The organism is Carboxylicivirga taeanensis (assembly GCF_051851475.1).
Lineage (GTDB): Bacteria > Bacteroidota > Bacteroidia > Bacteroidales > Marinilabiliaceae > Carboxylicivirga > Carboxylicivirga taeanensis.
In genome coordinates this window covers 1-23564 of sequence record NZ_JBPUSJ010000005.1, presented here as the reverse complement: position 1 = coordinate 23564, position 23564 = coordinate 1, and the positions used below count along the sequence as shown (strand labels likewise).

The 23564-nt window shown below is 39.2% G+C and carries 20 protein-coding genes, 1 tRNA gene and 1 pseudogene; 1 reads left to right on the top strand and 21 read right to left on the bottom strand.

Annotation, left to right across the window (positions count from 1 at the left end; all coding sequences use genetic code 11):
• Positions 1-15: 15 nt before the first annotated feature.
• Positions 16-99, top strand: a tRNA-Leu gene (locus ACSX1H_RS09055).
• A gap of 439 nt (positions 100-538) precedes the next feature.
• Here the strand turns inward: ACSX1H_RS09055 and ACSX1H_RS09050 are convergent.
• The 21 genes and pseudogenes from ACSX1H_RS09050 to ACSX1H_RS08950 form a co-directional block, all read right to left on the bottom strand.
• On the bottom strand, positions 539-1015 hold the full coding sequence (locus tag ACSX1H_RS09050) for an acyl-CoA thioesterase (RefSeq protein ID WP_439183533.1): 477 nt from the start codon (positions 1013-1015) through the stop codon (positions 539-541).
• Between the two features lie 25 nt (positions 1016-1040).
• On the bottom strand, positions 1041-2129 hold the full coding sequence (locus tag ACSX1H_RS09045) for a PCMD domain-containing protein (protein ID WP_439183532.1): 1089 nt from the start codon (positions 2127-2129) through the stop codon (positions 1041-1043).
• 42 nt (positions 2130-2171) lie between these two features.
• The gene (locus tag ACSX1H_RS09040) at positions 2172-2939 is read right to left on the bottom strand and encodes a hypothetical protein (RefSeq protein WP_439183531.1); all 768 of its coding nucleotides are present in this window, start codon (positions 2937-2939) and stop codon (positions 2172-2174) included.
• A 429-nt stretch (positions 2940-3368) separates the two neighbouring features.
• Positions 3369-4430 carry a hypothetical protein gene (locus ACSX1H_RS09035; RefSeq protein ID WP_439183530.1) on the bottom strand — a complete coding sequence of 354 codons (1062 nt, stop codon included), beginning with the start codon at positions 4428-4430 and terminating at the stop codon, positions 3369-3371.
• On the bottom strand, positions 4423-6381 hold the full coding sequence (locus ACSX1H_RS09030; protein WP_439183529.1) for a hypothetical protein: 1959 nt from the start codon (positions 6379-6381) through the stop codon (positions 4423-4425). Before ACSX1H_RS09030 ends, ACSX1H_RS09035 begins: the two co-directional genes overlap by 8 nt.
• 38 nt (positions 6382-6419) lie before the next feature.
• Complete coding sequence (locus ACSX1H_RS09025; protein ID WP_439183528.1) at positions 6420-7589, bottom strand: BamA/TamA family outer membrane protein; 1170 nt, start codon at positions 7587-7589, stop codon at positions 6420-6422.
• Positions 7590-7617: 28 nt separating this feature from the next.
• Positions 7618-8262: a DUF3299 domain-containing protein gene (locus tag ACSX1H_RS09020; protein WP_439183527.1), complete on the bottom strand. Its 645-nt coding sequence runs from the start codon at positions 8260-8262 to the stop codon at positions 7618-7620.
• 7 nt (positions 8263-8269) lie between these two features.
• Entirely contained in the window at positions 8270-9565 is a 1296-nt protein-coding gene (locus ACSX1H_RS09015; RefSeq protein ID WP_439183526.1) for an ABC transporter permease, read from the bottom strand.
• Complete coding sequence (locus ACSX1H_RS09010; RefSeq protein WP_439183525.1) at positions 9562-10278, bottom strand: ABC transporter ATP-binding protein; 717 nt, start codon at positions 10276-10278, stop codon at positions 9562-9564. Before ACSX1H_RS09010 ends, ACSX1H_RS09015 begins: the two co-directional genes overlap by 4 nt.
• A 183-nt stretch (positions 10279-10461) precedes the next feature.
• Positions 10462-11247 (bottom strand): hypothetical protein, encoded by a 786-nt coding sequence (locus ACSX1H_RS09005; protein WP_439183524.1) that lies wholly within the window; start codon positions 11245-11247, stop codon positions 10462-10464.
• Between the two features lie 41 nt (positions 11248-11288).
• Positions 11289-12515, bottom strand: coding sequence for a DcaP family trimeric outer membrane transporter (locus ACSX1H_RS09000; RefSeq protein WP_439183523.1), 1227 nt, complete (start codon positions 12513-12515; stop codon positions 11289-11291).
• Between the two features lie 26 nt (positions 12516-12541).
• Positions 12542-13450: a hypothetical protein gene (locus tag ACSX1H_RS08995; RefSeq protein WP_439183522.1), complete on the bottom strand. Its 909-nt coding sequence runs from the start codon at positions 13448-13450 to the stop codon at positions 12542-12544.
• Positions 13451-13722: 272 nt separating this feature from the next.
• Positions 13723-15129 carry a serine hydrolase domain-containing protein gene (locus ACSX1H_RS08990; protein ID WP_439183521.1) on the bottom strand — a complete coding sequence of 469 codons (1407 nt, stop codon included), beginning with the start codon at positions 15127-15129 and terminating at the stop codon, positions 13723-13725.
• A 46-nt stretch (positions 15130-15175) separates the two neighbouring features.
• On the bottom strand, positions 15176-16645 hold the full coding sequence (locus ACSX1H_RS08985; RefSeq protein WP_439183520.1) for a metal-dependent hydrolase family protein: 1470 nt from the start codon (positions 16643-16645) through the stop codon (positions 15176-15178).
• Between the two features lie 23 nt (positions 16646-16668).
• The gene (locus tag ACSX1H_RS08980; protein ID WP_439183519.1) at positions 16669-18135 is read right to left on the bottom strand and encodes a metal-dependent hydrolase family protein; all 1467 of its coding nucleotides are present in this window, start codon (positions 18133-18135) and stop codon (positions 16669-16671) included.
• A gap of 121 nt (positions 18136-18256) precedes the next feature.
• Positions 18257-19726, bottom strand: a complete 1470-nt coding sequence (locus tag ACSX1H_RS08975; protein WP_439183518.1) for a metal-dependent hydrolase family protein — start codon at positions 19724-19726, stop codon at positions 18257-18259.
• Between the two features lie 51 nt (positions 19727-19777).
• Positions 19778-20404: a MarC family protein gene (locus ACSX1H_RS08970; protein WP_439183517.1), complete on the bottom strand. Its 627-nt coding sequence runs from the start codon at positions 20402-20404 to the stop codon at positions 19778-19780.
• 275 nt (positions 20405-20679) lie between these two features.
• Complete coding sequence (locus ACSX1H_RS08965) at positions 20680-22269, bottom strand: AMP-binding protein (RefSeq protein ID WP_439183516.1); 1590 nt, start codon at positions 22267-22269, stop codon at positions 20680-20682.
• A 30-nt stretch (positions 22270-22299) separates the two neighbouring features.
• A complete protein-coding gene (locus ACSX1H_RS08960) occupies positions 22300-22761 on the bottom strand; it encodes a MaoC/PaaZ C-terminal domain-containing protein (protein ID WP_439183515.1) in 462 nt (153 codons plus the stop codon).
• Positions 22762-22831: 70 nt separating this feature from the next.
• Positions 22832-23296: pseudogene (locus ACSX1H_RS08955) on the bottom strand (MaoC family dehydratase); the annotation flags it as partial.
• An 88-nt stretch (positions 23297-23384) separates the two neighbouring features.
• A partial coding sequence (locus tag ACSX1H_RS08950; RefSeq protein WP_439183514.1) for a hypothetical protein occupies positions 23385-23564 on the bottom strand: 180 nt, incomplete at its 5' end.

Genomic DNA, 23564 nt, shown 5'->3' with positions numbered 1-23564 from the left:
CATTTGCACCCGCAAGCCCAGTTGGCGGAATTGGTAGACGCGCTGGTTTCAGGGACCAGTGACCGCAAGGTCGTGAAGGTTCGAGTCCTTTACTGGGCACACAAAGCCCCATAATCGAAAGATTGTGGGGCTTTTTTTTACGAACTACTGACAGATGTGTCGACTGATGCTTTTATTGTCGAGCGTGGCCAAACTTAGGTTGAACGAGTACCGCTTCTTTAATCTGTAACCTGCCATTAGTCGTGCATTGACCACGTCTGATAAATTCTGCTCGCTGTTAAATGAATTGCTTTATGTGTTGATTAATGCCGTTTTCAGGTTTTGGAAAAAAGCTTTCTGCACCGATAACTTGTCTTTGTCCAATGGGTCCTTTGGGATCACTTAAAAGTGATGCCTTCACAGCTGACTCTGGCATAAATGAGCTTATTGATAAACTGGCGGTACCACATGTCTTTTCGGGGCGGAGAGGTTCGTGGTCATGCGGTTGCGCATGCGTTTAAGGATAAAATGGTTGTAACGGCTCAACAGGAGCTCCCCCTCACATTGCATTCATTGCTTTAATTTTCAACGACCGCTCACGCACTTTTAAGCCAAGTTCCCACGCTTGTTGGGCCTCCCTAGACGTAATATCTAATGCAGGCACTGACATTGGCTTTTCATCAGCATCCATCGCAATAAAGATCAAATGTGCACTAGTGCAAGTTTCATCCAACTGCGTATTTCGGTTATAACGTTGAACATTTACTCTAATTACCATAGAACTACGCCCTGTATAAACCACTTGACTTTCAAATTTCAAAACATCACCAATATGAACAGGAAGATTAAACTGAACCGTTTCTACAGAAGCTGTTACACAATGATGAGCATGAGGAGCAAAACGACTAGCCGTAATACCAGCTGTAGCATCCATAATTTCCATAATACGACCACCAAACATATTTCCGGAAGGATTGGCATCGTTAGGAAATACTTGTTTGTGACTAACAATTAGTTCACTAATCTTTTTTTCCATTACACTTTCTTTTTGGTTTAATCCGTTATTCATAAACCATCTCGACATCGTCAATAATTAACCCACTACCAATAGCACCGGCAAAGTTAGCCCCATCAAAACTTGATGAGGCCACAAAAGTGATGTGCGTTGGTAAAATAAAAGTGGCAGAATCTGAACTGACATAACCTAAATCAACAGGCTTCATATAATCGGGATAGGTATCATCCAACTCACCATAGATAAAAGGAACTTCTACGGTGTCTATTTCATCTTGCGAATCGGAACTTCTGAACCAGGCTGTAGCCAATCTCTCAGTTTTATCTCCCAAACGAACTTCCAACAATGCATATATATCACACGCATCATCATATGCTAAAATATTTCCTTGCTTGTCTTTATTTACGTCACCAGGCAAATAACTGTATTTGAATTTAATTTTTTCCGGTCTTCCAGTAAATGGCGTTCCGAATTCAATGGCTGCTTGTGGGTTAGACGGGTCTATTTTATCGGGGTTAAAGGCCCCGGTAAATATCGAACCCGCCGAAATTGGTGCCCCAAAAGCACCGGCTAGCTTTCCATTGTCAAGGGTTTCCATCTTTGCAGCCAGATTGCCTCCTCCAATATCAATAGGTGTGGTAGCCAACTTGCCGAGTATCTGCGTTCCTTGATTACCTGTCCCCCATATGGTATTAGATACACTTTCTCCTGGTTCATAGTAGTCTGAAGCTGTTTGGTACCATAAACTAAAATCATGATTATCTAGTTGTGGAGTTGCTGAAGCCACAAATGAAATTACTTCCCAAATATGAAAACTACCATCCTCAGCCTTAATGGTAATGTTTTGCGACGTATTTAGATCTAAAAGGTCACCAACGTTTTTATCCGATGTAGCAAATGAAGATAGTTTTATAGATTGTATTTGAATCTCAGATAAATCTACACCGCCCGGTATTTCTATTACAACTCTATTTTTATCACTTTGTATTTTGGCATTACTGGCTTGATTACTTACTACCAAGTCCTTAATATTGCCATATGGTGACAAACCAAAAAAATCCTCATCAACACATGCCTGAACCACAATTATTGACATTAATAAAGAAACAGTACGCACTATTAACTTACTATACATAACTTTAGCCATTTTACATCCTCAACCAAATTGGTTTATCAATTATTTTTTTGAACCAATATAATAAGCCAGACCCAATTCCATCGATAATATATTAATATTGAAGTCTACATTTTGTCTGACCTCCCGGGAGGGAGCAGCATTATTAACCCTATTTTCGGAAACTTGCAATTGATAACCCAAAACATTTAATTGCATTTCAAAGGCAAAGTTTTCCATTGCAAAAAATGTTATACCCGGACTTATTCCTATACCCAAATGATAGTCTTTGCCAAATTGTTTTTGAATTTCATCACTGTGTTTTATTTCCCGTTTCAAATTATGTGCTATGCCAAATGAAACACCTATATCTGTAAAGAAACTTAAACGTTCGTTTTTGGTTAGCGGCACCGACGATCTAAAATGCGGTTTTAAAGCAAATCCTCTCGATATTGAATTAGATTGTAAAGTATCTGGTTCTCTGTATATGCTACCTTCAAAGTGATTCTGGTAATAATTAAGTTTTATGCCTGCCATGCCATAATTTCCTGTGTAATAACCAAACTTAGCTACGATATCGTAATTTAAACGCTCTCCATCGATCACTTGCTGTACCAAGTAATCTGTATTTTGCAACCTTTTGTCTTCCAACGAGAAGGATAACCCCACGTAAATATTTTTCTTTTTAAACGGGTGAAAGTTGCTGTTGTAATAGCTGGAAAGCAATTCATAGGGTGTATAACCATCTGTTTTAAGCTCTTCCTGCTGCGCGTCTACAGAGTAAAAAGAGTATAAAATCATTAACACAGTTAGGCTTGTTCGTTTAATCATTTATTGTTTGTATTAAAACATTAAGATTAGTCCGTTTATTTGTTAATCCATCAGCGCAAAAAGTTCCATAGTTATCAATTAACTGTTGAAGGGAATCATCTTTACAAGGTTATAATTGCATCACTTAATATCTCTATTTTACTCCCATTTCATTGCTTAATGACCTGAATTTTCCATGAAATGCAATTCATAAAGCTGTTACATTAGATCAACATTTAACCAATAGCAGCCTGTTTTCCAATTACACTCAACTGAAGCCAACCCCAAAAAAACAACCACTCCAAAATTCAAATTGCCGGCAGAAATCTGTCTGGATGCATATGTTTGCTATCAAATTATCTTATATATTATTTCTACTAATTACAGTTTGTATCTAATATACAAAACATTAATAATTTTAATACCAATAAGCTGAACGCTAATATAGCTTTACAATGTAAGCCCGTGTAAATAATTTTTACCCCTAAATCCAAATCGATACGTTAAACCAACTGTAAACTGATTACGACTCCCTAAAAAGCTATACATGCTGGTTAACTGATAGCGTTTATTGTGTTGGTAGTTAAAGCCAACAGACATACTCCAGGGATAGTATAACTTCTTATTAAACTTGTAGTGCAAAATTGTGCCTTCTGAGTTAGTTAACCACCCATTTAAGCCCTTGTATAAGCCGCTAAATATTTCCTGCTCACTACCTGGCAAATTATTGTACCAATCATTCAATTGTTCGCTTATTCGAGCTTTGTCATCGGGCGAAATACCAGCCACTTTCTCCAGATCAGTTTTTCCATTGCTTGTTTTATTTAACTTTAAATATTGCCCCCCGGCCAGTACTACAATATTTCGGTAAGGCCTGTTTTTAAACCTTATCATATGACCTAATCTGGCTCCAATAACATTGGTTTTTGAGGGGCGTTCGGTGTTTTTAGTCCAGGTAAAAACCTGTGTAAAATCAGCATTAAGCACAATTGGGCCTAGTCCACCAGCCACAACCGTATTCCAACCTAAGGATGTACCTTGCGAGCGAGCTATAAAGCTGGCTTCGAAAGGCAAACCTAAATCCACATTTGTATCTGCATTTATACGCCCTCCAATTACAGAAAAGTTGACAAATGGCAATAACCAAAAATCATAACGCACCGAAATGGCATTGACATTAGCCTGAATTCTACTAAACCGTGCTATCCCATCAATAGGTGTTAAATTGTTCGGATTAAACCCTACATAAACATCACTTAGCATGAGTTCTTGCTGTGAATAAGCATAGTTTACCATCAATCCATTCGGATATGGCAGATCAAAACCAAGTTTACGCAACTTCCCCCCCATTACCGGCCAATGCCAGGGGTAAGGTGTACGTTTTAAACTATCGGTATACTCTTTATAAACCTTGCTATTTGTTCTGTTAGGCAATGCTCCCTGCCCATATACTTCAACACTAAAGGCAGTGATAAAGATAATTATAACATATATATATACGATTCTATTCATGACGTAGTGTTATTGTGGCCTCTTTAAAATTATTTACAATCTTCACTTCTTCCCAGGTAGCATTGTATATTAGTATGGCTATTAATGTAGATGCTCTATCCTCTGTAAGTATCTCCTCAAAAAGCCCTGTTTCAATGATTGAGTCAATCAGTTTCTGAGCAATCTCGTCTGTATTTAAATCGGATATAGAAGTTAATACCGGTAATAGTATTTGCACCAAATTTTCTTCATTAATAATTCCACTTATAAGATCAGACTCCAATAGTTTAACCGCTATATAATTAGCCACTGCTTCAGCATTAATTTCGGTAAACGCCTTAAGTATTGGATAAATCATTGAGTTAAGCACCTCTGGCGTAACCCGCTCTGTTATAAAACTATTTAAGGTTTTTGAAATCTTAAACGCAATATAGTCAGGGTTTATATTTTGCAATAATGGCTCAAATAGCTGCTTCAAACTTGCAATAATTTCAGGAGCTAGTTGCTCTTCCAAATTAACCAACCAAGTGGCTACTTTTTCGCCTACAATATTCGGATCGATAGTTTGTAAATAATTTATGACAGAACTAAATGTGCTATTAAGTAACTCTGTAGTTATAAAGTTATCCAACACAATGGCGGCCACACTTTGGGCTGCTTTCTCGGGGCCTCCGGCCAAGCTTATTGCAGGTTTAGCAGCAATAAATATGGCTTTAATGGAACTGTTTAAATTCTCATAATCCGGTGTTAGATTCAAGTCAGGGAAGGTTATATTTATTTTATCCACTAAAACCTCAATCGATTGCGTAGCTTGTTGAGCCAGCTCACCTATTTCTAAAATGGATGTCTCCTCTATTTTCTGCGTAAACGGCAAAACTAACGAAGCAATAGCATCTTCATTTATCCATAAATCCTGAACAACTTCCGTGAGTCTTACCGATATTTCGTTAACTTTTTCATCGTCTAAACGGGTAAAGTCTGTCCAAGCATTTGCAATGATAACTTGCAGATTCTCCTCATTAAAAACATCAAAAAATAATTGAACAATCAACTGTGCAATCTGCTCTGAGCTTTCATCCGGATTGGAAACCAGATTATCGAGATACGGAAGAATAAAACTATAAATAGTATCGACTGTAAAGGCTTCGTTAATTTTAGTGGCAATAGCATTAGCCATTTCCTGGGCAACTTTTTCAGCATCGATACCAGTTAATTTTTCTAACTCATTTTTCAGCAGCTCGGTTAGTTTCGATTCCCAATCAATTGATTGAAGTACCTTAATGATTTCTGCAGCCAGGTACTTTGAACTTTGATCAGGATCTATCTCATTAATAAAATCTAATTTCCCCGATATCATATCTACAAGAGCCTTATTAATAATTTCCTGCAAGCCTTTATTATTATAAAGAATGGATGATATAAAGTCTGCTAATTTATCGGGTGATTGACTTGAGATGCGGTCGATAAGTTTTTGATTAATTTTAGATATTAAAGAAGCGGCCTCATTCTCTCCAACAGTAAGCAAAAACTGACTTTCGTCAGGGTAGTAAAAGTATTTGTAGTTAAGAATAACATTATCATTTTTAATCCTCAGCGTTTGGTCATTTATCACAAAGTAGGTAGCAATAGGCTCATCGTTCGATCTCAACCATTGCGCTTCTTCATTTAAAGGAACAATTTTCCCATCAGGCGTGAACTCCACCTTCATTTTTCGCATTTCGGAAGCATCAAAAATCATATCATCCAAATCGTACACGCCGGCTCTAACTAATGAATCGGCCAGATTCCAGAGTATAGGTGCAGGTATATCTTCATCTTTTACCTCCACTCTCACATCATCAACATGCCAATGATAGGCATGTAAAAGAGCTTTGGTCTGGTTGACCGATTTTATGACCGGATCCATCGGTTGCTCGCAGGAAACAAAAACCATCACCAAGGCTACCACTATTAAACTAAATTTATTACTCATAATTTCCCTGATTAATTTTCATTATTAACGCCCAAGTTTTACCATGAACTGCCAAAAACAATATAAAAGGCAAAATCTTTGCCATTGCCCATGGCAAAATCTAATCCTGAATGAATACCCAGCAATCGGGCTAGTTTATACCGAATTCCACTACCTACAGTGTAGGTAAGATCAATTTCATCAAAAGTTTTAGCATTTTCAAAGGCTTTACCAACACCACTAAATCCAATTACCGACCAACGCCTGAAAAAGTTGTACCGCCATTCGGTTTCCAATACAAGCATATTATCACTTTGATAGCGCATGGCGGGGATTCCTCTTAGTGATACAAAAGGATAAGCATAAAAGGGACCATCGCCCAACATAAAACTACTATCAAACCGCCAACCTGAGAAGACTTTTGAACTGATTGGCAAATAGCCATAAAAATCGGCTTTCAAGGTGCTGTAGGTATCATCAGAACCAAGCCATTTGGCAGAGTGGCTTAATGATAATTCCGAATTGATACCTTTTGTTGGTGTAAAATTATTATTGCGACTATCGTATACAACCATAGGTTTCACTGTACTAATTACAGAATTAGTATTGAGCCGCTTTAATAATAAATTTAGTAAGGGTTTACCTGGAATAGTATCTAATGAAACATTGCTTTTAAAGTACATATAGGCTAATCCGGCATAAAATTTAGAGTCAGAAATACGCACCTGTGCTTGTTGAAAGATACCCCACGAATTAAGCTTAACAGTTACCGGATGCTTACTGAGTAACTCACTGTTATTCCCATAATAATCATAACGTACTTTGGGCAGGATCAATGCGGTAGTAGTACGCACTCTGTTCTCACCAAACACATGTGTATGAAACGCAGCCGCTCCCCAAGTTTTATTTTGGGTTACAAAACCAGCAACGCCAGTTAAATTAGGTGGCACATAGCTACTGTATTTCTTTTTACGATGGTGGAAATAGATGAGTGCGGCGCCACCTCCATACCCAACAGCCGGCTCTGTAATAATAATAGGAACAGGCATAACACCCTTAAGATCTGTAAGGTACAAACTCAAGTCAACAGCATTATCTTCCGGATCTCGCAGTGTAAACTTTTTTTTATCCAGTTTTCCAGCAATGGTATCTGTTTGCCCATATATTTTGCCGGAAAATATATTTACCACGAGTACTATGGTAAAGATGCATATTATCCTAGCTTTCATAAGATTTAGGTTTGGTGACTTAAGAGAACTATAGTGTGGTTATCGCTCCTTCGATTATACTATATCCAGATGAAATATCATCAGTGCCATCAACCAAAAACAATTTTGATGATTTGCTTTCGGTGTTAAGTATTCCCTCTACAGTAACAGCAATAAAACGAGAATTTATTTCAAGCCCTTCTTTTGATGTCAGATAAATCAATTGGTTCTTAGGTGGTGGTGGGGTATGAATACAAGCACCTACCCATGGAACTAACAAAAACTCTGTCACCTTATTATCGACGTAATTCAATGGTAACAAATAACCTGATATCTTTACTTTTTCTTTATTTAAAGCAGGATTCACCTGTTCTGCCTGCTTTCTTCTCAAATCGGCTATCTTATAACGGATAGCCAAAAGACTATCAATATTAATGCTTTCGCTGATTAATAATGCTTCCAGACTATCTCGCCTGGACTTTTCCTGTGTACTAAAAGAATTTTCAGGGTATTTCTCTATTTCTCTATAGTTGGCTACCTGTCTTAAGTTATAAAGTTGCTCATTGCTTAATTGCTTAAATGGATCATTAAACTCAATGTGTGAAGCCAAATCAGACCAAGAGATTACTTTGGGCTCTTGAGCACTAATATTCACATGAAGTACGAGCAATAACAGTAAATTAATTTGTTTCATATTATATTTATTTTTTAACGACTAAACTAACGGCCATTGAATTCCTATATGCTTTATAGGCCGGTATTAAACCTATAATGCCTCCGAGCACAAATATTAAGAACATCATTGTGAGTTCATTTATACTAAACCAGCCTATTGAAATTACAACACCTAACTGCTTAGTTAAAATTGGTTTGGCAATAAACAAACTGGTATATAGAAGAAAAACACCGCTTACAATTCCCAAACTTATGATTCCAAAGGACTCCAATAATATTAACCCAAAAACATGTTTTGCCTTTGCCCCTACCGACCGAAGAATGGATATTTCACGAACTCTGTCATTTAAACTTATCATGATGGTAGTGAAAACCCCAGCTAAAGCAATGATTAAAACTAACACCGAAATGACAATTAAGGTGTGCTCAACAGGCTTTACTATTTCCCATAACTCTATAAGAGTATAGGCAGGTAGTATAGCCGTTAAAGGCTCATCGCTATATTCATTGATTGAACGCTGCAACAATAAAATATCAGACTTTGAATTTAGCCCCAATAAAAAACTGCTTAAGGCTTTCGGGTTTTGTAACTGCTTTTCATGTTGATGATCATGCCCAGCGTGACTATGAATCTCGTCCAATCCATCAAACACATCATAATTATGGCTATCGTTTACATAAAAATGAGAATGAATCGCATCTAAAGCATAGATTGATACAAATATACTTTGATCAACTGGTGTTCCTGTTGGCTCCAGTATGCCTGCTATTTTAAACGGTTCATCTTCATGTTTTACAAATTCTTCATGTCCCATCCCATGGGTTACAACCATATCATCCCCTACTGAATAGCCCAGATCTCTGGCAGCTTTCGCCCCAAGAACACATTCCTGTCCATGCACACATGCTTCCCCTCTATTGATCTGGAGATTTAGTTTACGACCATATTGATAGTGTTCAAAAAACTGATCAGTCGTTCCAACAACTGAAAATCCTTTATGAGAATCGCCTATAGAGATTGGTATTGACCATTTTACTTCCTGTTGATTTGAAAGATACTCATATGTCTTCCAGCTTACATTCTGGCTGGGAGAGCCTATGTGAAAAATACTCGATAACAAAAGTGGAATATTAGCCGAACGTGCTCCAACAATCAAATCAGTACCTGATATTGAACTGGAAAAACTCTCTTCAATTGTGAAGCGCAAACGTTCAACACTTAATAATAACAGTACACTTAAGGATACTGAAACCAAGCTCAAAATTAACGTCGCTTTACGAAACCGGATGCTTTTAAAAGCTAATCTTAAAAGTATACTCATAACGGACTTGTATTATTTATCGTTTCAAACTCCTCTATGCTACCATTTTTAAGCTCCAGAATTCGATTAAAGTCTTTGGCAAAACTTGTATCGTGACTCACAAAAAATAAAGTCGTTTGCTTTTGGGAGCATTCTTCCAGGAGTAAGGTAATAAATGCTTCTTGCGCCGTTTGATCAAGTGACGATGTTGGCTCATCTGCGATAATGATTTCGGGATCTCCCAATAATGCACGACAGGCAGCCACTCTTTGTTGCTGACCAACACTTAATTCGGTAACAGATTTATTGATGATTGCTTCTCCTGAAAGACCAACTACTTGCAGAAGTCGTTCTGCTTCTTGCTTAGGTTCCTTACCCATATTTCTAATTCGTTGTCGCCTAACAGTTGAAAAATGGATAGGTAAAATAACATTCTCTATTACAGATAAATATGGTACCAGATTAAAGGTTTGAAAAATATAACCAATGTGATTGGCCCTGAATACATCACGGAGAGAAGGTTTTAATCCGCTAATAATCTGATCAAGAACTTTTACAGTCCCATTTTGTGGCACCATTATACCCGAAAGCAAACCTAGTAAAGTACTCTTTCCACTACCGCTGGATCCTTTAAGAAATAATCGTTCACCTTTTGTAATTTTCAGGTGATCGATACGCAGCAAGTCCTTATCTTCATCTTTCCATTTATATGAAAGATTATTTATTTCTACCATATAGGTGTTAAATTTTTATTAATACTCAATATCATTTCAAACAATTACCACACTAAGATTAAAAGCTCTTAAACAGAATGCACCTTTTTCTATCTGTGCTAACTATGGTGTGTTTATTACACAATCTAAATTATTACTATAATCCTCATGTTTTTAATCAACGATACAAACTTGCACCAAACGCTAATAAACGATATGATTATTTTTGATGAAATCCTTTTTTAAAAATGGTGGTGTAAAAATGATAATGCCAATTTCAAAACCCGATGCCGAACTGCCATCAAAACATGAACCATAAGAAATTGCAGGTATAATATAATCATTTGGTTCCCATCTCAATCCAACTTTATATTCAGCTTTTGAACTTACATCTCCTTCAGTTCCATAAGCCTCGGCCACTATCGCTGTTTGCGGAATGATTTTATAAATAGCCATTCTGGTTGACCAAGTGAAACCCCAGGCTTGATTATTTTTGTTTCCATGATCAAAATCAACCAGCGCACCCGGCATAATATCCCACGAAATAGTATTATTAAACAATGGGAAAGTGACCGCAATAGATGTCCAATAATTTTTATGGAAAGCAGAATAACCACTCTGATTATAATAGCCAGGGGACCTGCCGACCCCCAGAAATATTGCCGCACCGCCATTATTAGCTTCGTTAACCCAGAACATGTATTTACCAAATAAATTGGTGCTAAAGTGTTGTGGTAAATTTGCTTTTTTATCTTCCCAAAAAAGTGCTGATGAGAAATTCAATTCAAACCTGGGAAGCAAACTGAAGGTGGCATACATTGCTGAATTACGTTGACCACTTGCCAAAACAAATGTACCAATACCATGAGGCATGGTCAGGTAGTTGTCTGAATTAAATTGCTGCGCTGAAACCTTATTCGAGCTGATTTGACATAATATTATAGTAATGAATATCAATATCAGCTGTTTCTGGAAATATTTAAAGTTCATCAATAACTAAATTAAGAGTGATACATTTAACCTACTAAGTATTAAAACGCATATTTAATCATAGCTTGAATTCTGGATGCTTTACCATTATATTCATTAATGTTCTGCCGCTTACCCCAGGCAAATTCAAAACCTGTCATTGCCCGACCATCAATATTCCAAATAATGTTAGCATGTCCCAATAAGCCATTCTTCATTGTATCATCAGGACGAAAGTCAAGTCTACCTCTGTTAAAATGAGCAAAAGCCAGATTAGCGGAAAAAGCTTTAGATAACTGATATCCACCGCCTATTGCAAGTGTAACCCCATCATCCATATGAAGATCACCAGAAGGTGTTAAAACAGCCCCTTGAGCAGATCCTGTGAAGATGATCACCTGACTAGCCATTCCACGGTTATAGGAAGCATGCCATGTAACAAAAAATTTATCAGTAAGCAACTGACGTCCATTTAAAGTAACACCCCAAGAAAGAGCCGTTGCATTTGGTCCTTGTTTTCTACCATACCAACGTAATTGCTCTATCTGTGCTCCAAACATCAACATCCCATTGTCTCTGTTATTACTTAATCTACCCGAAAACACAGGTAAAATAGGCATGATTTCTCCTGGTTGATTGTCTGGATTATAGATTCCATCTATCACAGGCATCTCAAGCGACAAGCCATATTGCCAATGTTTCTTAAAGTCTTGTTCCCATCTAACCTGCACAGACCTTCCTCCGAATAATGCATCTCCTGATGAAAAGTCCATAATAAAAGGGAAAACTCTCAAATCAGACAGGTTCGTCCACGTTTGACCTATTAAAAGATTACCATATTTGACAAAAGCATGACGCAGTCTGGGTTGACCAGAACCCAAAGATTCATCAAAAAAGTCGAACTCGATAAAAAATTTCAATGATCTCCCCAAGTCCGTCGTTCGACGAATATCAAAATTAAAACGAGTTTCACGCACATGCATATTAAAAAATGGACCGGCGTTGGCTTCTGGCGATCCTTTTACCGGGATTTGCCCTATCAGTAACTGATTACGTGTACCTGCTCCTGTAAAATCATAGATGGCATCAAGTCTAAAGTATCCTCCAAACTTCATGTACAGGTCGGTACCAGGCAAGTTCCATGCACCAGGAAAATTTTTTGTCATTAAACTATCTTCTTCACTTCCCCGAAGTTGCGAAAAAGCGTTTTGTGCTGATACATCTACCATTGTTGCACAAATAATAAAGAGAAGTGAAATAGAACATCGAAATAAAAACAATTTTTTCATAGACTATTGTTTCTTAGGGTTTTAGTTTACCATGGCAAAGGGACTACTGGAGCTATTTGAAGCCTTACTTGATGTTGGGGGCCAAAGCTGTCTGGCGATGCTAAATAATACCAATATTGTGCAGTAAATTTAACTGGCATTTTCCCGAAACGGACGACTTTATTAACCCCTGTACCTATGGGGAAAGTGAACCTATTCCCTTTGGTTGCTTCGTGATTATAAGCAAATGTTGGTTGACCGGTTATCTGCCAGGCATTTTTAAGGTTGACCACATAAAAATACTGACCTGCAGTAATATTGGCTCGTTCTCTATTGCCTGTAAAAATAAAAAATTCATCCGGCAAAATAGTCACACTTGATGCATCCGCATCTTTACTTGTTGTGCTCCAGGCATGGTTGACCATTAAGCCTAGCACCCCCCAATCAAATAACTGAGCAACCATAAACTCTGGCCCAATAGTTGTAAATTTTGATCTTAAAGCTTCATCTGTGGCAGTAGGAAAACCTGCAAAAACACCCAAAATTGTAATTGTTTTAGATGGCCATGTTTTTCCAACTGCTACATCAGCACTAATATTTCCCAGGTTAAAACCTTTATTTTCAAAGCCATTAACTCCATAAGAAGGTTGGCTTAAATAAATAGGAATTAGTGGACGTACAAATAAGTTTACACCTTTTGCTAATGGTATTGGTAAGCTGGGCTGAAAATTGAGCAAAAATCCGTTTTGGCTTGAAGCGCCGGGCAAATCTCCATTATAGTGAATATAATCAATGGGGAAAGCCATGGTTCCGAGTGTTGTATTTGGATTGGATAACTCCTTCGCGATTTCAGCTTCACTTTTAAGAGCCGATTCTTCCTCTTGTGCATTTATTGTTAAGCTTAATACACAAAGTTGCATGCACAGCACCAGTGATATCGCATAAATGTTCTTCATAGCTAATATTGTTTAGGCATTAAAATAGTTTAAAATTGCTCAACCAACTCTTATACATCTCACTAAAAGTCAGTTGAGTCAATTTTATTTATTCATTAGATTTCACCCGGTCAATCTTCCGTTTCATGACAATAACATCATTAGCTATTAAACACCTTTATCGTATTTTACAATAAAGCGAGATGCGCCGGATAAATAAACGATATCTTCAACTTCACTGATCTTCTTATTATTAGAAGATATCAGCGAATCAATTCTATATCTGTTATGTCTTAGTCACTATCCAACGATACCGCTGCAGCCCTAATGTACCCAATAGCATAGTTAGGTGCCAGAGATGCGCTAAAATATACTCCTACAAACTCACGTTTGGGATCGATGTAGATACCCTGATTGTTATGTCCTAGTTTACAAAAGGCACCATCTTCCCACAAGAAATCAAACTGTGCACCTCCACCGCAGAAATCCTGATCTCCAAGATATTTATAGGCCGTTTTTCCAACAGCGCTTTCTTTGAGGGTTTCATAGGGAACTTTAATGTCAAACATATATTCTGCAAGCTTGGGAGAGGCTACTTCTTTACCTGTTATGTTCTTAAAAGTTGGGGTAAAAAGAAGACCAAACCTACCCATGTCTTCCAGTGTGGAGTTCATAGCTGTAGCCGCATGAATACTTCCATCGGGAAATAGATTAGCCACCATTTCTCCGGTACCGGCATACTGAAGGAATCGGTCGTTTAGGTAATCTACAAATTTCTTACCTGTTACGTTTTCAATAGCAATACTTAAAACCTGGGTATTCAAACTGGCATACTGATACTTAGCATAAGGCTCTGCTATCTTTTCAGCTTCACGGATAACTTCAATCCAGTCCTCTTTTTTTCCGTTATGGTAGTCTCCGAACGATGCCTGATAATACCGCTGTTCCATGGTGCCGGATTTATACATATTACCGGCTATATCGTCTAAATTTAGCCCTGTAGTCATAGTAAGTACCGAACGAACTGGAACGCCATCCCATGCACTCCCCTTAAGTCTTGGGACATACTTAGTAATAGGTGCCTCAGAATCAACTTTGCCATTCTGAATCAGGTCGAGCATCAATGTACCCGAAAGTGCCTTTGTTACCGACATCCATAAATGCTTGTCGTCAGGGCGCATGCCGGGATACTCTTCGTACACAACATTGCCTTTATGAATCATCATGATGGCCTGAAGCTTGGAATCAGGAGAATCAATAAACTCTTTTAGGCTTGGGAATGCATTACCTTCAATATCCAGGTAGGTAAGGTTATCCAATTCCGGATTTAATACTCTTTGCAACTCGAATGTGTTCTTAGATGCAGGTACAACCGCACTCGGAAGAAATTCCCACATAAAGTTAAAATAGTACAAGGCATCATCCTCAGCTGTTTCCTTATGATCCAATGCATCAACAGAGAAATGTCGGAACGAGAATAAATCTTTGGCCCTCCGAACAAGATGTATGGGATACCCTTCTTCCAACAGCTTTTTATGATCTGCAACCGTAAGTGATGACTTTTCACCTGCATATTTAGCAACCATTTCATCATTGGTTGAATTATCTTCGGTCTTTTTATTTTCGACCTGCGAGCAGGCATTCAAAATTATCGCGATTGTTAAGATTAATAAAAATCTTAGTTTGTTATTTATCATCATAGTCTAATGATTAACAGATGTAATTAATTAACTCTCCTTTAAACCCTTATTCTGATAAAGTATTCTTATACACCTTGCCGTCCTTCATTATCATTACAAAATTCTTAGCCGGATCTCCCACCAATTCAAGGTTCTCGAGCGGATTTCCATCTACCAAAATCAAATCGGCATACGCACCTTCTTTTACCACCCCAAGTGGTCCTTCCTGGTATGGGTGGCGGGGGCCACTCATTTCCAAAAGGCGAGCATTTTCAGAAGTATATATTTTCAAAGCTTCATAAGGCGTAAACCATTTCCCCAGACGAACTACGTATTCGCTTTGTTGGTCTGCAGTCTCAGCGCTAAAAAGATGGTCTTTACCAACAGCAATGTTGACACCTACTTTTTTAGCTGTTCGAAATACATAATCGATGCCTTCAATAATTTGTTCAAATTTGACCTGACTGATTGGATCATCCCATTTCATGTCTTCTAAGGCAACAGGCTGTAAACTAATCCAAGCTCCCTTTTCTTTCATTAACTTTAAGGAGGCTTCCGAAGCGAAAAATCCATGCTCAATACACATCACCCCGTTTTCAACGGACAACCGCACCCCTTCGTCGGTATATACATGCGAATGCACGTAAGTGTTGTAGTTTGTAGCTTCCTCAACGGCCGCTTTCACTTCACTTACCGAGTATTCACTCACATCTAAAGGGTCGTATAAAGAAGCAACACCACCACCAGTACAAATTTTAATTTGCGTAGCACCATACTTCAGAATGTCACGTGTTCGAAGCTGAACTTCTGCAACTCCATCCGAAGTCATTGCCATCATATTCCTTTCCCAATAGTTGAGGAATCGTTTATCTTTTGGCGTTTCCAGTCTATTATTGTAGTCTGCATGCCCTGAATTTGGACTCATAAATGGTCCAGAAGGAAGAATGCGGTGTCCCGGATATTCACCTGAATCAATTAGTTTTTTGATAGCAAACGGATTTCCACCCGGATCTCTAACTGTTGTGAATCCTCGCATTAAGGTTTTTTCAGCCCCTTCCATGCTACGAATGGCCACTTCAGGCATATCGCCTTGATTTAAAAATAGAACCGGTGCTGGAGTGTAAGCATAAGTTGTATGCCAATGTGCATCGATAAGCCCTGGCATTAAGGTACGCCCTGCACCATCGATAACATTTACGGATACTTTTTTTGTCACATTTTTTTCTGGCTCATAAATCATTACAGCTTTATTCTCGCCAAATGCTGAAAGATCGCTTAGGTATCCTCCCGGCATGGCTTTATATCCACCGGTTTTTACATCAATTTCATAATTCTTTGCCAGTTTAATGTCTTTTCCAATTTCTTTAATCAGGTTTTTTACCACCAAAACATCATACCCTTCCAGTAGTTGTTCATTTACACCATCAAAGATGTTGACGTTTTTGATTAAGGTAACTTCTTCATTCTGGGCATTTACTATTAAACCTGTTGCAAAAAGCAGGATAACAACAGTTAACAGATTTTTGAGCTTTTTCATAACATTTTGATTTATTGATTCGATTATTTTAGTTTATTCTTATATACCTTACCGTCCTTCATGATGAGCAAAAAATTCTTTTCAGGATCAGCCACTAAACTCAAATCTTCCAGTGGATTTCCGTCAACAATAATTAAGTCGGCATAAGCGCCTTCTGTTATTTCACCCAAAGGACCTTCCTTGTAAGGATGTCGCGGACCTGATAACTCCATCAGTTCGGCATTTTCTGACGTTGCCATTTTCAGCGCCTCATAAGGTGTAAACCAACGGTCAAGCTTGGAAAGCAACTTGCCTTGTTTGGCAGCGGCTTCCGCACTCATAAAAAGGTCCGTTCCAAAGGCCATTTTCACGCCCATTTCTTTGGCTAAACGATAAACGGTTTCAGTACCTTTTGTTACCTCTACGAACTTCTTGTTAGACTCAGGATTCGGAAACGTTTCTGCATCTTCATCGTTTAAAATAGGTTGGATACTCAGCCAAGCATCGTTGTCCTTCATCATCTGAAGGGTTTCGCGGCCTATAAGCATACCATGTTCAATGCTTTTGACGCCTGCTTTTACAGCAGTTTGTACGGCATCATCAGTAAAAATGTGCGCACCTACATAGCTGTTATAGCTCTTGGCAACATCTACAATGGCCTGCATTTCTTCGAGCGAATACTGGCGCACATCGATTGGATCATAGCTTGAAGCAACACCCCCACCTCCGGCAATTTTAACCTGGGTGGCTCCCAACATAAATGCTTCCCGGGCCCGTTTCCGAACTTCAGTGGTACCATCAGCAACTGCGTTAATCGCCACTCGTCCCCAATAGTCTATGAGACCGGACCTGTCAGGTACTTGATTTGGCAATCGATAGTCGAAGTGTCCACCTGTTTGGCTTATCATTGGTCCGGCAGGCAGTATGCGTGGTCCATCAACCTCACCTGCATCGATTAGTTTTTTGAGGCTAAATGTATTCCCCCCCATGTCTCGAACAGTAGTAAATCCTCGCAGTAATGTATGGGGAGCAGCCTTGGTCATGCGAATACCCACCTCAAATGCGTCACCTGTCATTATTGAACTCATTGGCAGTTCCGCCAGAGCCATGTGCCAGTGTGCATCGATTAAGCCCGGGATTAAAGTGCGACCTTCTCCATCGATAACGTTCACCGACACCTCTTTTGTCACATTCTGTTCGGGTTCGTAAATCATTACTGCATTTTTCTCTCCATAGGGAGAGAGATCAGTAAGGTATCCTCCCGTCATGATTTTGTATCCACCGGTTTTTATATCAATTTCATAATTTTTGGCAATTTTGATGTCTTTGTCGATTTTTTTAATCAGGTTTTTCACCACCAAAACATCATAGCCTTCCAGTAGTTTTTCGTTTACGCCATCGAAAATATTGACGTTAGTAATTAAGGTAACTTCTTCATTCTGGGCATCAACTGAAAAACCCATTATTAACAGGATAAATGCCGTAAAAAACAGATTCAATTGCCTTTTCATAGTACAAATAAATTTAGGGTTGATATTGATTTATAACATAACTTTATTTACATGAAAGTAAGTAGTGGTAGTGAGTAACAAAAGAGAAGAATGACTAATAAGATCCTTCTCTCTGATTTATTTATTGGCCAAGTTTATTTTTATATACCTTGCCATCTTTCATGATGAGTACAAAATTCTTTTTAGGGTCACCAACCAATTCCAGGTTTTCGAGCGGATTGCCGTCCACAATGATTAAGTCGGCATAGGCCCCTTCTTTTATCACACCTAGTGGTCCTTCCTGGTAGGAATGTCTTGGTCCTGCCATTTCCAAAAAACGGGCATTCTCGGAAGTTGCAATTTTCAACACTTCATATGGTGAGAACCATTCTCCTAATCGAACCAGATAAAGACTTTGCTGGTAAGCTTTGGAAGCATCCATTAACTGATCGGTTCCAAAAGCCAGGTTAACTCCCACTTTTTTTGCCAAAGGATATAGGTTTGCCACGGCATCTGTCACCTGCTTATACTTGGCTGCACTGATAGGGTTCGTCCATACCATGTCCTCTTCTTTCATAGCCTGTGGACTTAACCAGGCTCCTTTCTCTTTCATCAAGGCCAGTGTTTCTTCTGTCGCGAAAAAACCATGTTCAATGCTCATAACTCCAGCCTTTACCGATTCACGAACTCCCCGGTCAGTCATTACATGGGATGCCACATAAGTATTATAGTTAGTAGCCTCCTCAACAGCGGCTTTTACCTCGGCAATTGAATATTCGCTTACATCCAATGGGTCATAGACAGAGGATACCCCACCTCCTGTACAAATCTTTATTTGTGTGGCTCCATATTTCAGAATATCGCGAGTTCTTAACTGCACTTCAGGCACTCCATCAGACGTCATAGCCATCATGTTCTGTTCCCAGTAATTAAGAAACCTTTTATCTCTGGGAGTATCAGTTGGAACTCCATAATGGTCAGCATGCCCTGCTGTTGGACTCATAAACGGACCGGAAGGAAGGATACGGTGCCCGGGGTATTGTCCGCTATCGATCAGCTTTTTAATGGCAAACGGATTCCCTCCCATATCCCGTACGGTGGTAAAACCTCTTAATAGGGTTTCTTGGGCACCGGTCATACTTAAAATGGCAACTTCCGGCATGTCGCCCCTACTTGCCAGCAATATCGTTGCCGGAGTATAAGCATAGGTTGTATGCCAGTGGGCATCTATTAAACCAGGGATAAGAGTATGGCCGGCTCCATCAATTTTGGTAACCTTTACCTTTTTCTTTGTATTCTTTTCTGGCTCATAAACCATCACCGTTTTTTCCCCTGAAATCGAAAAATCATTGGCATGAGCGGCTGGCATAGCTTTTAACCCACCTGTTTTTACATCAATTTCATAAGCATCGGCAATCTGAATGTCTCTATCTATCTTTTTTATTAGATTTTTGACTACAAGCACATCATAACCTTCCAGCAGCTTTTCATTAACTCCGTCAAATATATTGACATTGGTGATTAAAGTGACCGATTCGTCCTGAGCCTGAGTACTAAAACCCATGCCTAATAGCATAATTGCTGTTAAAATTATATTTGATTTTCTTTTCATTGTTTAGGTTTAAAAATTAAAAGTATTTCATTTATATTTTAAAATACCGCATTAACTAACAGCCACATATTCCTCAATTACACCGAGATCAGTCAATCCCCATATCATTAATTGAATTGCTAAAGCTGCAAGCAATAACCCAACTACAACAGACACGACTTTAAGCGCTGCCGGCCCTACTGCTTTTAGTATTTTATGAGCTCCAAGCAAAAAGAAAAAGTTGAATGCCATAAGTGCCAGAATTAAGCCAACAACCATTATTAATTCACTAGTATCAGGATCTGCAGCAGTAAAAGTAGTAATGGCAACAAGCCCTTGAGGTGTTGCCATTAACGGCATGGCTAAAGGGTAAACCGCGATATTTGGGGATAATTCAGTATCAGTACTATCGTTTTTCTTATCGCCTCCAATTACCATGTCTAAGGCATATAAAAGAAGAATTAATCCTCCGGCCATTTTTAAGGCAGGTACTGATACATGGAAAGCACTTAATAGGAATTCGCCTGCTAACGCAAATAGTACTGCAACGGCAGTTGCAGTTATGACGGTTCTCAGTGCTACCTTACGACGAAAACTCGCATCGGCCTTTGCCGTTAATGATACATATACAATGGCCGGTTTAAGTGGTCCCATCGTAATGAAAAGAATCATAAATACATCTAATAATCCAACTGTCATCTCAGTTTCTTTAAATTTATAATTTATCTCGCTTTCCAGTTTGGCGCCCGTTTTTCGGCAAAACCCATCCACTTCTTCTTCATCAGATATACTGAACAGCCCTTAGAAAAGTCGACGTGCGACTTTAAATGCTGGAATAAGAGGAGTCTTCGCCTGTTGGCATACAGATTCCTTGCCTCCAAAACCACCTGAAATGTTCTATTTCTCCTACAGCTACTGCCAGTCTACCTTGTACCCTTCTAATAATATTGAAGGTTAACCATTCTCATGCACAATCAGTCTGATTCAATTGATGGCAATTGGTCTCGCAACTTATTCTTTGCAATCCGATCCAACGTTGAACGAGGAAAATCATCGACGATGTGCACAGACCTTGGGACCTTGAAATCAGCAAGTTCCTCTTTGCAATAAGCGATTACTTCGTCAATAACTTCTTTCTGTGTTTTGTTTTTTCCTGCTTCATTTAATGAAATAAAAGCTGCAGGCACATCACCCAACATATAGTGTTTCTGTGCTACCACAGCACATTCCATCACAAAACCCGTATCCATAATTGTGGTTTCTATTTCTTTGGCTGCCACATTCTCACCTCCAACCCTTAGCATATCCTTGTCTCTATTAACAAAATACATCCAGCCATCATTATCGATACGCACCACATCGCCTGTATCGAGTGCTCCATTTCCATCAAAAGCTTCTTCTGTTTCTTTCGGGTGTTTGTAATATTCTTTAAAGAGAGAAACCCCACGTTCACCATGAATATAAAGCAAGCCTTCCTCACCAGGTCCAGCCGGCGTACCATCCTTCTTGCGCACTTCCACTCCGTACAGTGGAGATGGACGTCCCATCGTACCTGCAGGCCCCTGTTGATCAGCATCGGTTACAATACTTGATGCAACAGTCTCCGTCATTCCCCATAGTGCCATCGTCTGAACACCAAACTCCTTTTCTGCCTCCGGCAAACGCTCCAATCCCATCAATACCCGCACATTATGCTTTGGTACAGGACGCCCTTTCAAGGCTTTAAATGCAAAGGGAATCATTGACACCCAGGTTACCCCGTATTTCGCACAGGTATCCCAAAACCTCGAAGCTGAAAACTTGGGATGTACGACAATTGTTCCTCCTGACCACAATGCCGAAAGTAAAGTAATCTGCGCATTAGCATGAAACAGAGGCATATATATCAGTGTGATATCATCCTTTCGTAATCGCATATTCATTGTCATAGACCTGCCACCCCAAAGAGCATTGGCATGTGTCCAAACAGTTGGCTTGGGACGCGATGTCGTGCCTGATGTAAATTGTACTGCAAGATTGCGTTCCGGATCGGTTGGCAGCGGAACCAGTGCTTCATCAGAAAAAACGGCTGCAAATGTTTCAAAAGATAAGCCTGCCAATTCATCATCATCAGATGCCGAGCCTGTAATTATCATTTGAGTGTCTTGACCACAGGCCTCGCTAACCATTCTTGCATAACAAGGCTGAGTGATGGCGCAAACAGGCTCCATCACTTCAGCAAAGTATTTAACATTATCCGCAACAGAGCGCGTATTAATGGTCACTGGCACAGCCCCAAGGTAAGCACATCCAAACCAGGCTGTTAGAAAATAAGGTGAATTATCTGAATGTATAAGCACAAAATCCCCTGCTCTAACCCCTCTGCTATATAGCCCTGCAGCAAATTGCTTTGCATATTTTGCCAGTTCCGCATAGCTCCAACGTCGATCTGTTTCTTCAAACGGAGCCCATATAACAAATGTCTTGTCAGGCTGTCTTTCGACCCATTGCTCCAGAAGCCAGGTTACATCCATCCCTCGAAAGGCATCCAGCTTAGAATAGTTTTTTTCACCTTTTTTCATCATATAATTTGTTTTAGATATTTATTATAGCCTTTACTCCGCAGGATTTCTCCTCTTGGCATAAAGTATGTGTTCCACAAAAGCCACTGTTTCACCCCGTTGGTTGGTTGTTGTTTCTGTTTGGGTCAGCAAACCATGGGTCTTGTGCTTGGGGTGTGGCTGCTTATCGGTGATTTTTACTTCCGTCTTTATGGTATCTCCAGCATAAACAGAGGCCGGGTAGCGAATCTTGTTATAGCCATAGGCCATAATGTTCGGATTCGGCTTTTCTGCCTGAAAAATCAAGCCGGTACTCACACAGAAAGTCAGGTTACCATGAGCGATACGATGCTTGATGGGTTGTGACTTGGCAAATTCCTCATTCGTATGATGGGGCTGCCAGTCGCCTGAATGCATGGCATGGATCACAATATCGGTTTCTGTTATCGTGCGCCCTGAGGTCATATAGAACTCACCTACCTCAAAGTCTTCGTAATATTTATCTTCTTCTTGCATGATAATTCGTTCTTAAATTAATGTTATACTATCTTTTCTTAGCTCGCATTTAGGAGAGCCTGATATATCCTTATGCGTTTCTCTTTTCCACATATAGGATATGTTCGGCATAACAAACACATTCTCCCTTTTGGTTGATCGTTGATTTTGCTTCGGTAATTAATCCATGTGTTGGTCGCTTAGGGTGCTCCTCTTTGCTTATAACTTTGGTCTCCACTTTTATGGTATCTCCTGCAAAAACATTGTTGGGATAACGAATCTTGTTATAGCCATATGACATAGCGTGTGGATTCATTTTTTCCCCAAGAAAAGTAAGTCCTGTACTAATAGCGAAGGTACCATTACCATGCATAATTGGTTTTTTAAAAGGTTGTGTCTTACACCACTCTGCATCGGTATGATGAGGCATCCAATCGCCTGAATGCATGGCATGCATCACAATATCGGTTTCTGTTATCGTTCTGGCCGGTGTTACTTTAGTTTCTCCAATCTCAAAATCCTCGTAAAACTTTGCTTCTTCTTTCATTATAATTCGTTTTAAATTATTGTATTTAGTAGTTTATTATACTGTTCTTTTTTGTAGAGGTGCTATTAACGTCTCAGCGTATATTCATCTTTTTTAATTACTTACGGGGTAAGCCTATCACATGCGCTTCTGCCAATGCCTTCAGTTCTTCCTCGCTGTAACCCAAAGCGCTTAACTGAGCTACTGTGTGCTCTCCTACTGCCGGCGGGTTCTGTGGCTTCACTTTCTCCAGGCCTTCGCCCTGAATCTGGATAGGACTGTCGATGGTGCGAATGCC

Excerpts from the sequence above, each read along its gene's own strand:
- ACSX1H_RS09050 (WP_439183533.1), bottom strand. The coding sequence starts at position 1,015 with ATGGAAAAAAAGATTAGTGAACTAATTGTTAGTCACAAACAAGTATTT.
- ACSX1H_RS09045 (WP_439183532.1), bottom strand. The coding sequence starts at position 2,129 with ATGTATAGTAAGTTAATAGTGCGTACTGTTTCTTTATTAATGTCAATA.
- ACSX1H_RS09040 (WP_439183531.1), bottom strand. The coding sequence starts at position 2,939 with ATGATTAAACGAACAAGCCTAACTGTGTTAATGATTTTATACTCTTTT.
- ACSX1H_RS09035 (WP_439183530.1), bottom strand. The coding sequence starts at position 4,430 with ATGAATAGAATCGTATATATATATGTTATAATTATCTTTATCACTGCC.
- ACSX1H_RS09030 (WP_439183529.1), bottom strand. The coding sequence starts at position 6,381 with ATGAGTAATAAATTTAGTTTAATAGTGGTAGCCTTGGTGATGGTTTTT.
- ACSX1H_RS09025 (WP_439183528.1), bottom strand. The coding sequence starts at position 7,589 with ATGAAAGCTAGGATAATATGCATCTTTACCATAGTACTCGTGGTAAAT.
- ACSX1H_RS09020 (WP_439183527.1), bottom strand. The coding sequence starts at position 8,262 with ATGAAACAAATTAATTTACTGTTATTGCTCGTACTTCATGTGAATATT.
- ACSX1H_RS09015 (WP_439183526.1), bottom strand. The coding sequence starts at position 9,565 with ATGAGTATACTTTTAAGATTAGCTTTTAAAAGCATCCGGTTTCGTAAA.
- ACSX1H_RS09010 (WP_439183525.1), bottom strand. The coding sequence starts at position 10,278 with ATGGTAGAAATAAATAATCTTTCATATAAATGGAAAGATGAAGATAAG.
- ACSX1H_RS09005 (WP_439183524.1), bottom strand. The coding sequence starts at position 11,247 with ATGAACTTTAAATATTTCCAGAAACAGCTGATATTGATATTCATTACT.
- ACSX1H_RS09000 (WP_439183523.1), bottom strand. The coding sequence starts at position 12,515 with ATGAAAAAATTGTTTTTATTTCGATGTTCTATTTCACTTCTCTTTATT.
- ACSX1H_RS08995 (WP_439183522.1), bottom strand. The coding sequence starts at position 13,450 with ATGAAGAACATTTATGCGATATCACTGGTGCTGTGCATGCAACTTTGT.
- ACSX1H_RS08990 (WP_439183521.1), bottom strand. The coding sequence starts at position 15,129 with ATGATGATAAATAACAAACTAAGATTTTTATTAATCTTAACAATCGCG.
- ACSX1H_RS08985 (WP_439183520.1), bottom strand. The coding sequence starts at position 16,645 with ATGAAAAAGCTCAAAAATCTGTTAACTGTTGTTATCCTGCTTTTTGCA.
- ACSX1H_RS08980 (WP_439183519.1), bottom strand. The coding sequence starts at position 18,135 with ATGAAAAGGCAATTGAATCTGTTTTTTACGGCATTTATCCTGTTAATA.
- ACSX1H_RS08975 (WP_439183518.1), bottom strand. The coding sequence starts at position 19,726 with ATGAAAAGAAAATCAAATATAATTTTAACAGCAATTATGCTATTAGGC.
- ACSX1H_RS08970 (WP_439183517.1), bottom strand. The coding sequence starts at position 20,404 with ATGACAGTTGGATTATTAGATGTATTTATGATTCTTTTCATTACGATG.
- ACSX1H_RS08965 (WP_439183516.1), bottom strand. The coding sequence starts at position 22,269 with ATGATGAAAAAAGGTGAAAAAAACTATTCTAAGCTGGATGCCTTTCGA.
- ACSX1H_RS08960 (WP_439183515.1), bottom strand. The coding sequence starts at position 22,761 with ATGCAAGAAGAAGATAAATATTACGAAGACTTTGAGGTAGGTGAGTTC.